General features: G+C 74.2%; 9 protein-coding genes. 5 read left to right on the top strand and 4 right to left on the bottom strand.

All coding sequences use genetic code 11. The features are described 5' to 3' along the window. Positions 1–87: 87 nt before the first annotated feature. Complete coding sequence (locus AB0D44_RS26335; RefSeq protein WP_362595331.1) at positions 88–492, bottom strand: FKBP-type peptidyl-prolyl cis-trans isomerase; 405 nt, start codon at positions 490–492, stop codon at positions 88–90. A 211-nt stretch (positions 493–703) separates the two neighbouring features. On the opposite strand from AB0D44_RS26335, the gene AB0D44_RS26330 reads away from it, so the two are divergent. After that, entirely contained in the window at positions 704–886 is a 183-nt protein-coding gene (locus AB0D44_RS26330; protein WP_362595329.1) for a hypothetical protein, read from the top strand. Between the two features lie 78 nt (positions 887–964). Here the strand turns inward: AB0D44_RS26330 and AB0D44_RS26325 are convergent, their stop codons facing one another. Beyond that, positions 965–1,426: an SAM-dependent methyltransferase gene (locus tag AB0D44_RS26325; protein WP_362595327.1), complete on the bottom strand. Its 462-nt coding sequence runs from the start codon at positions 1,424–1,426 to the stop codon at positions 965–967. A gap of 43 nt (positions 1,427–1,469) precedes the next feature. Further along, positions 1,470–2,249: a hypothetical protein gene (locus tag AB0D44_RS26320; protein ID WP_362595325.1), complete on the bottom strand. Its 780-nt coding sequence runs from the start codon at positions 2,247–2,249 to the stop codon at positions 1,470–1,472. Positions 2,250–2,383: 134 nt separating this feature from the next. Between AB0D44_RS26320 and AB0D44_RS26315 the strand changes: the two genes are divergently transcribed. Beyond that, positions 2,384–3,298, top strand: coding sequence for an oxygenase MpaB family protein (locus AB0D44_RS26315; RefSeq protein ID WP_362595323.1), 915 nt, complete (start codon positions 2,384–2,386; stop codon positions 3,296–3,298). A gap of 113 nt (positions 3,299–3,411) precedes the next feature. On the opposite strand, the gene AB0D44_RS26310 is transcribed toward AB0D44_RS26315, so the two are convergent. Continuing rightward, positions 3,412–4,011, bottom strand: coding sequence for a methyltransferase domain-containing protein (locus AB0D44_RS26310; RefSeq protein WP_362595322.1), 600 nt, complete (start codon positions 4,009–4,011; stop codon positions 3,412–3,414). Between the two features lie 176 nt (positions 4,012–4,187). Here AB0D44_RS26310 and AB0D44_RS26305 point away from each other — a divergent pair, with 176 nt between their 5' ends. The 3 genes from AB0D44_RS26305 (at position 4,188) to AB0D44_RS26295 (ending at position 8,250) form a co-directional block, all read left to right on the top strand. After that, on the top strand, positions 4,188–4,967 hold the full coding sequence (locus AB0D44_RS26305; RefSeq protein WP_362595335.1) for an MHYT domain-containing protein: 780 nt from the start codon (positions 4,188–4,190) through the stop codon (positions 4,965–4,967). 140 nt (positions 4,968–5,107) lie between these two features. After that, on the top strand, positions 5,108–7,804 hold the full coding sequence (locus AB0D44_RS26300) for a nitrate- and nitrite sensing domain-containing protein (RefSeq protein ID WP_362595320.1): 2,697 nt from the start codon (positions 5,108–5,110) through the stop codon (positions 7,802–7,804). After that, positions 7,804–8,250 (top strand): roadblock/LC7 domain-containing protein, encoded by a 447-nt coding sequence (locus tag AB0D44_RS26295; protein WP_362595318.1) that lies wholly within the window; start codon positions 7,804–7,806, stop codon positions 8,248–8,250. The genes AB0D44_RS26300 and AB0D44_RS26295 overlap by 1 nt, the downstream gene beginning before the upstream one ends.

Below are 8,250 nucleotides of genomic sequence, written 5' to 3'. Positions count from 1 at the left end.
CCGTACTGGACGTACTTGGGCTTTCGGCCGGTGCGGCGAGAGTGCGTGCCGGGCACCGCGACGCCGCGGACCTCCGTCAGACACCCCCTAGGCGTTGCTCCACCCGGCCGTGCCGGAATACGAGTCGAGCAGGTCCACCACGAAGACGAGGGTCGAGCCGGCCGGGATCAACGGCGAGGGCGACTGGTTGCCGTATCCGAGCCGCGGGGGAACGATGATCTCGCGCCGGCCCCCGACCTTCATCCCCCTCACCCCCCGGTCCCAGCCCTTGATGACCCGGCCACTGCCCAGGGCGAACTTGAACGGCTCGCCCCGGTCCCAGGAGGCATCGAACTCCTTCCCGGACTCGAAGGCCACCCCGACGTAGTGGACCCTGACCACCATCCCCGGCTTCACCTCGGCCCCGTCCCCGACGACCAGGTCCCGAACGGTCAGCTCGGCAGGAGGGTCACCCTCCGGAACGTCTACCTCGGGCTTCGTCAGTTCACCCATTGCAGCCTCGTCACTCTCCGTCGAAAGCCCCGCACCGAGCAGCGGGACACGTGGGCACCCATGCAGTGACCGTCACGCTACCGAGCATGCCGCTCCCCGGAGCACCCAGGCGAAGCCCACCCTCTTGCCGGCCAGTCGGGGGCCCGGGAACGTGCGGTCGTGGTGGCGCGTTGAGGGGGTAGTGGCCGACGACGGGTGGAGGTGTCCGCAGATGTCCACGAGCGGAAAAGTTGCGGTTGCCGGAGTCGCGGCAGCCATCGTGCTGTTCTGGACGGTCGGGTTCTGGGCGGGGCTGCTGGTCCTGATCGGTGTGCCCGCGGCCGCCTATCTCCTGCTGGACTCCTCCCAGCGCCGTCGTGTGCGAGGCCTGTCCAGGAAGCAGATCGGCCGCTGACGGCCGAGGGGCCGCCGACAGCCGCAGGAGCGGCCGCGCCCGGGCTCCGGTGCCGGGGCGGCCGATCCGACCGCCGGCTCAGTAGTAGTCGCGCATCAGGGCCGTCGCCCACCGCGGCTGCCGCAGCTCGCCGCGGGGGCCGAACTCGTCCATGTACGGTTTCAGGTCGAGGACAGGCGTGCCGTCCACCGCGTCGAGGCCCTCCACGTGCACGTCGAGGCCCTCCACCTTCACCACCCGGCACCGCGAGACGCCGAGCCGGTTCGGCCGGTTCTTGCCGCGCTGGGCGAAGATGCCGACGAGCGGCCAGTCCGGGTTCCCCCGGGGACGCCGTGCGCCCGTCTCCACCTTCTCCACCGGCACCCTGTCGAAGTGGTAGACGACCTCGACGTGCGAGAAGTCCTCCAGCCCGTACAGCGCCTCCGGGCCGAACCGGCCGGCGTCCAGGCGGATCACCGCCGTCTCGCGTCCCCAGTCGTCGTCGGCCACCTCCGCGCGGCCGCCCACGACCACGCCCACCGGCTCGCACTCCACCGTCATCGCTCCCCCGTTGCCCCCGGACGTCCGTCCGGGCCGTTCGTGTTCACGCCGGGCGCACCGCGATGCGGTCCAGCGCCGCCAGCAGCTCCGGCAGGTCCGTCTTGCCGTCGCGCGGGACGGCCAGCACCCCGCTCGGTTCCTCGTCGAGCAGGACGAAGGCCGCGTCACCGGTACGGGCCACCAGCGACCAGCCGGGGCCGTCCGCCCGCAGTGTCCGGGCCTCCTCACCCGCGAAGGAGGATCGCACCCGGCCCGGCGGCGGCGGTGCCACCGTGTATCCCAGGGCCTCCTCCAGCGCCCGCGCCAGCCCGGGGTGGGCGGCCGCGGCCGCCCCGCCGTCCAGCGCCTCGCGTTCGCGCCACTCACCCCACTGCCGGGCGATCTGGTCGGCGGCCATCCGCCGCTGCACCGGTCCCCAGGCCTGCGCCGAGGGCGGCGCCAGCGGCACCCGGCCGGTGCCGTCCGCACCCTGTTCCGGATCGTGCGGTTCCGGGATCCCGGAGGCCGCCACCGAGAGCTCCAGCGGCCAGCCCGCCAGGGAGACGACGATCGACCGCTCGTCGGGGGACAGGTCGTAGTCCATCCCGCAGTCCCAGGAGGCGATGGCCGTGGCCACGAGCGAGACGTCGTCCACGACGACCGTCCAGCGCGCGCCCTCCTCGTCCTGGCCGAGGACCAGCCCGTACCCCTCCCGGTTCGGCACCACGCCCAGCAGGGAGCAGGCCTCGGGGAAGTCGTCGCCCAGGACGCTGGGGAACTGCGCGGGGGTCAGCAGCACGGCGGTCAGCACGTACAGCGAGCCGCCACCCTCGTCGTCGGACACCTGGCCTCCCGGTAGCTCTCTTGTCGGCGCACCTTAACCAGCGGGTAACCCGCCCGTCGAGGGCCTGCGGCCCACGATTTCCAAGGCCGCTACCTGCACGTAGAGTTGGGGGCCCGCCACAGAAAGGGACACCGGTGCAGCGTTACGACCGGCTGAGGGAGATCCTCCGTCTCGACCCCGACAAGGACTTCCTCGCCATCTACCGGCTCACCGCCACCTATGAGTTCCCGTGGGACTTCACCCGGGCCCTGGAGCTGGCCCTGTTCCGCACCTACGCCGTCCCCGCCATCGGCGGCCTGCTGGCCGAGACCGCCGAGTTCACGGACCGCACCCAGAAGCGCTACGACGACACCGCCCTGCTCCTCGACGCCATCGTGGAGCACGGGTTCGAGAGCGACACCGCCCGCACCGCGATCCGCCGCGTCAACCAGATGCACCGCGGTTACGAGATCTCCAACGAGGACATGCGCTACGTCCTGTGCACTTTCGTGGTGATTCCCTCGCGCTGGGTGGACGCGTACGGCTGGCGTCCGCTGACCCACCACGAGCGCCGGGCCTCCGCGAACTACTACGCGACCCTCGGCCGCCATCTGGGTATCACGGACATTCCCGGCACTTTCGAGGAATTCGGGTCCACGCTGAACGCCTACGAGGAGGCCCACTTCGGCTGGGACGAGGGCGCCCGGAAGGTCGCGGACTCCACCCTGGACCTGATGGCCTCCTGGTACCCCGCGCCGCTCGCCCCCGCGGTCCGCGGCGCGAGCCTGGCCCTCCTCGACGAGCCGCTGCTGGACGCCTTCCGGTTCGCCCGCCCGCACCCCCGGGTGCAGCGGCTGGTCCAGGGCGCTCTGCGGCTGCGCGGGCGCGCGGTGCGCCTGCTGCCGCCGCGCAAGGCCCCGCACTACGCCCGGCAGAACCCGGAGATCAAGAGCTACCCCGGCGGCTACGACGTGGGCGAGCTCGGCACGTTCCCCGTGCCCGGAGCCGGCGGCTGCCCCGTTCCGCATCCCCGCCGGCCCGCGGGAGCCGAGGCCCAGCCTCCGGCGTAGCCGTGGGGTCCTGCGCGCATCCGGGGTGAGGGGCCGACGTACGAGACATGTGTCATGGGCGTGATCGGTGGCACGGGGTCACGGGGTGACCGGTGTCCCCGGTGCCGGCGGTCTCACCCCTGGCGTACCGCCAGCACCAGGAAGCGGGCGTCCTCGTCGGCGTACGAGGTCATCTCCCAGCCCGAACGGGCCATCAGGGGGCCGAGGTTGTGTTCGGCCCGCAGGTCGTCCGGGGTCAGTTCGCGGCCGTGGCGGGCGGCGAGGGCCGCCCGCCCGATCGGGTGGAACAGTGCGAGCCGGCCGCCGGGGCGGACCACCCGGGCCAGTTCGCGCAGGTTCTCGGCCGGGTCCGGCAGGTGCGCGATGAGTCCGGCGGCGAACACCGCGTCCAGCGCCCCGTCGCGCAGCGGCAGCCGGGCAGCGTCCGCGAGCAGCAGCGCGCCCTGCGCGTCCCGCCCCGCCCGCTGCGCCTCGGCCAGCATCTGAGGGGTGAGGTCGGCCCCGAGCACGGTGCCGGCGGGCCCGACGGCCGCGCGCAGCGGGGCCAGGGCCCGCCCGGTGCCGCAGCCCGCGTCGAGCACGCGGTCGCCGGGCCGCAGTCCGAACTCGGCGACGGCGGTCGCGAAGGCGGGCGCGTCCTCGGGGAACTTGCGGTCCCAGTCGGCGGCGCGCGCTCCGAAGAACTCCTGCACGTGTGTGTGGTCTTCGCTCATGCGCCCATGATCCCCCACCGGCGGGGCGCACGGGTCTGCGGACCGTGCGCAAGGTGGCACGCGCCGTGATCGAAGATGAACGTATCTCTGTCATATTCCAGCAGTTACAGCGGCTTTCGGAATGCGCCCCCTGTTCGCGCCCTCACCCGGACTAGCGTCCGTTGGCCATGGGACACCTGGGACACCTGGACCACGCCGCCTACGGCTGGCTGACACCCGTGCTGTCATACGTGATGGCATCCATCGGCGCCGCCCTCGGCCTGCGCTGCACCGTCCGCGCGCTCGCCGCGACCGGAACCTCCCGCCGCAACTGGCTCCTCACCGCGGCCTCCGCGATCGGCACCGGCATCTGGACGATGCACTTCGTCGCGATGCTCGGCTTCGAGGTCACGGGCACCGAGATCCACTACAACGTTCCGCTCACCGTCCTCAGCCTGATCGTCGCCATGCTGGTCGTCGGCGCCGGGGTGTTCGCGGTCGGCTACGGCAAGGACCGCGGCCGGGCCCTCGTCCTGGGCGGTCTCACCACCGGTCTCGGCGTCGCCAGCATGCACTACCTGGGCATGGCGGCCCTGCGCCTGCACGGGCACGTCTCCTACGACCCGCTCACCGTCGGACTTTCCGTCGGCATCGCCGTGGTCGCGGCCACCGCTGCCCTCTGGGCCGCGCTCAACATCAAGTCACCGGTGGCCGTGGCCGTCGCCTCGCTGGTCATGGGCGCCGCCGTCAGCAGCATGCACTACACGGGGATGACCGCGGTCGCCGTCAGCGTCAGCCCCTCCGACGCCGCCCTGCCCGGCGCCACGGCCCTGCAGTTCATCTTCCCGCTCGCCGTCGGACTGGGCTCCTACCTGTTCATCACCGCCGCCTTCGTCGCGCTGTCGCCCACCGCCGACGAGCGGGCGGCTTCCGACTCCGTCCGCAGCCTGGGGGAGCGGGCCGCGGCCGCCCACTGAAGACCCGCAGGCGAGCACCGTCCCCCCGCCCGCCCGCCCGCCCGCCCGCCCCCCGCCCGCCCGCACCGCACGGCCCGTACGCACCCCCGCACCACCCGCACCACCCGCACCTGTCGGTACCGCACCGGAACGAGGAGCCCATGCGCAGACCCCGCAGACAACCGGAAGCAGCGGCGCCGCGGCTCCCCGCGCCGGCGGGCGGCCACGGCCACGGCCACGGCGCGGGAACGGGCCGCCGGGCCCACGCCGGTCCGCCGGCTGACGAACACCCGCAGCAGGCGCTCCACCAGCCCGCCCCGGGCCCCCGGCCCGCCCAGGCCGCGCGGCCACCGCACGACCGCGGCCCGCGACTGCGACTGCGCCCAGCCACCGTCCGCGCGAAGATCGTCTCGCTGCTGATGGTCCCCGTCGTCTCCCTCCTCGCCCTCTGGGCCTTCGCCACCGTCAGCACCGCCCAGGACATCGCCCGGCTCAGCCGCGTCCAGCAGGTCGACACCGAGATACGCACCCCCGTCGCCGCCGCCGTCACCGAGCTCCAGGCCGAGCGGCGGGCCGCCGTCCGCCTCCTCGCCGATTCCGCCGCCGACCTGGCCGCCCTGGACCAGCAGGCCCGCCGCACCGACGCTGCCGTCCGGCGGCTGCGGCTGGGGGAGCGCAACACCGCGGCCGACTCCGGCGACTACGGCTCGGACATCGTGGTCCGCCTGGGCGCGTTCGTCGCCGACGCCGAGGCCCTGGAATCCGCCCGCAAGGACATCACCGGCCGCCGCGCCACCCCCGAAGCCGCGTACGAGATCTACACCCGCGTGGTCGACGCGGCCCTCGCCGTGGGCGGCGCCCTGACCGGCGGAGCGCACGCCGAACTCGGTCCCGACTCCCGGGTCCTGCTGGAACTCGCCCGGGCCGGGGAACTCCTCTCCCGGGAGGACGCACTGCTCGCGGTACCGGGCCCGCGCAGCGCCGAAACGCTTCGGCAGCTGACCGGCACCATCGAGACCCGTCGCGCCCTCACCGCCTCCGCGACCCGCGACCTGCCCCCGGCCCAGCAGGCCGCCTGGCAGTCCGTCGCCAAGAGCGCCGCCTACGCCGACCTCACCGCAGCCGAGGACCGGGCGGTGGCCGCCGGCACGGCCAAGGAGGTGCGCGGGGCGCCCGCCGGGTGGGAGGCCGCCCACACCGGCATCGCCGCCTCCCTGCGCGAGATCGAGGCAGCCGCGCACGCCGCGGCCGCCGACCGTTCCGACCCGTTCGCCGCGGGGGCCCTCGGCCCGGCCGGAGCCGCCGTGCTGCTGGGCCTCGCCGCCGTCGCCGCCTCGCTGGTCATCTCCGTCCGCATCGGCCGCGTCCTGGTCGTGGAGCTGGTCTCGCTGCGCAACACGGCGCTGGACATCGCGCACCGCAAGCTCCCGTACGCCATGGAGCGGCTCCGCGCCGGCCAGGACATCGACATCGCCGCCGAAACCCCCGCCGGGCCGCCCGCCGAGGACGAGATCACCCAGGTCGGGGAGGCCCTCGCCACCGTCCACCGGGCCGCGCTCAGCGCCGCCGTCGAACGGGCGGAGCTGGCCAGCGGCGTCTCCGGCGTCTTCGTCAACCTCGCCCGTCGCAGCCAGGTCCTCGTGCACAAGCAGCTCACCCTGCTGGACTCGATGGAACGGCGCGCGGACGACCCGAACGAACTCGGCGATCTGTTCCGCCTCGACCACCTGACCACGCGCATGCGCCGGCACGCCGAGAGCCTGATCATCCTCTCGGGTGCGGCCCCGGGCCGGGCCTGGCGGATGCCGGTCCCGCTCACGAACGTCGTACGGGCCGCCGTCTCCGAGATCGAGGACTACCCCCGCGTGGAGGTGCGCCAGCTCGCGGAGGCCGCCGTGGTCGGGGGAGCCGTCGCCGACCTCACCCACCTGCTGGCCGAACTCATCGAGAACGCCGCCCAATTCTCCCCGCCCCACACCAAGGTCCGGGTCAGCGGCGAGCCGGTCGGCGCCGGCTACGTCCTGGAGGTCGAGGACCGCGGGCTCGGCATGGGCCGCGAGACCCTGAGCGACGCCAACCGGCGCATCGAGCAGTCCGAGGCGCTCGACCTCTTCGACAGCGACAGGCTCGGGCTCTTCGTCGTCAGCCGCCTCGCATCCCGGCACGGGGTGAAGGTGCACCTGCGGACGTCACCGTACGGGGGTACCACCGCTGTCGTACTGCTGCCGAACTCCCTGCTCCAGGGCGCGATCACGGCCGGTGCCCCCGAGTCGGAGCCCCGGCCGGAGCCCCGGCCTGGGGCGGGCGCCGCGGCGCGGTCCGCGGCCCCGGAGCCCGTGGCGGTGCCCGCACCGGCCCCGACCCCGGCTCCGGCGGCGCTCGAGGCGGAGCAGCCGCCCGCGATGACCGTCGTACGGGAGGACGCGCGCGGACTCCCGGACCCGGATCCCGCCCCCGCTGCCACGCGGGCGCAGCCCCGCCCCGCCCCGGTGGCCGCGCTGCGGCCGCGCCCCCCGGGTACTGCGGGCGGCACGGTCACCGGTACGTACGTCACCGCCCCCGCCGCCTCCGTGACGGAACTGCCGCGCCGCGTGCGCCAGGCCAGCCTCGTCCCGCAGCTGCGCGAGGGCCCCGCCCCCACGGCACCGGCGGGCGGGCGCCCCGCCGAGGAGCGGCCGGCGCGCAGTCCGGAGCAGGCCCGGGACCGGATGGCCGCCTACCGGGCCGGATGGGTCCGCGGCGCCCGGGAGAACTCCCCGCACGCAGGCAGCGAAGAGCATGAAGGCCGTGAGAGCCGTGAGGGCCGTGAGGGCCGTGAGGGCCGTCAAGGCGGCGCAGGCAGAAAAGGAGAAGTGTGATGATCGAACACCAGAGAATCGGCCTCGACGGCGGTATCCGCAGGTCCGGCGAACTGGACTGGCTGCTGGACGACCTCGTGCTGCGGGTCCGGGAGGTCCGGCACACCGTGGTCCTGTCCAACGACGGCCTGCCGGTCGGCGCCTCCAGCGCGCTGAGCCGGGAGGACGCGGAGCACCTGGCCGCCGTGGCCTCCGGCTTCCACAGCCTGGCCAAGGGCGCGGGCCGCCACTTCCACGCCGGGGGCGTGCGCCAGACCATGGTCGAGATGGACGAGGGCTTCCTCTTCGTCGCGGCCGCCGGGGACGGATCCTGTCTGGCCGTACTCAGCGGGGCCGGCGCCGACATCGGGCTGATCGCGTACGAGATGGCCCGCCTGGTGAAGCGGGTCGGCGAGCACCTGTATACCCCGCCCCGGTTCGCGGCGCGGCCGCCGGCCGCCGGCTGA

The organism is Streptomyces sp. NPDC048349 (assembly GCF_040651925.1).
Lineage (GTDB): Bacteria > Actinomycetota > Actinomycetes > Streptomycetales > Streptomycetaceae > Streptomyces.
The sequence above is the reverse complement of the archived record's forward strand: the minus strand, read 5'-3'. Positions and strand labels throughout refer to the sequence as shown.

What these genes read in the sequence shown, in the direction of transcription:
- AB0D44_RS26330 (WP_362595329.1), top strand. Translation starts at nt 704, where the DNA reads ATGTCCACGAGCGGAAAAGTTGCGGTTGCCGGAGTCGCGGCAGCCATC.
- AB0D44_RS26295 (WP_362595318.1), top strand. Translation starts at nt 7,804, where the DNA reads ATGATCGAACACCAGAGAATCGGCCTCGACGGCGGTATCCGCAGGTCC.
- AB0D44_RS26335 (WP_362595331.1), bottom strand. Translation starts at nt 492, where the DNA reads ATGGGTGAACTGACGAAGCCCGAGGTAGACGTTCCGGAGGGTGACCCT.
- AB0D44_RS26310 (WP_362595322.1), bottom strand. Translation starts at nt 4,011, where the DNA reads ATGAGCGAAGACCACACACACGTGCAGGAGTTCTTCGGAGCGCGCGCC.
- AB0D44_RS26300 (WP_362595320.1), top strand. Translation starts at nt 5,108, where the DNA reads ATGCGCAGACCCCGCAGACAACCGGAAGCAGCGGCGCCGCGGCTCCCC.
- AB0D44_RS26325 (WP_362595327.1), bottom strand. Translation starts at nt 1,426, where the DNA reads ATGACGGTGGAGTGCGAGCCGGTGGGCGTGGTCGTGGGCGGCCGCGCG.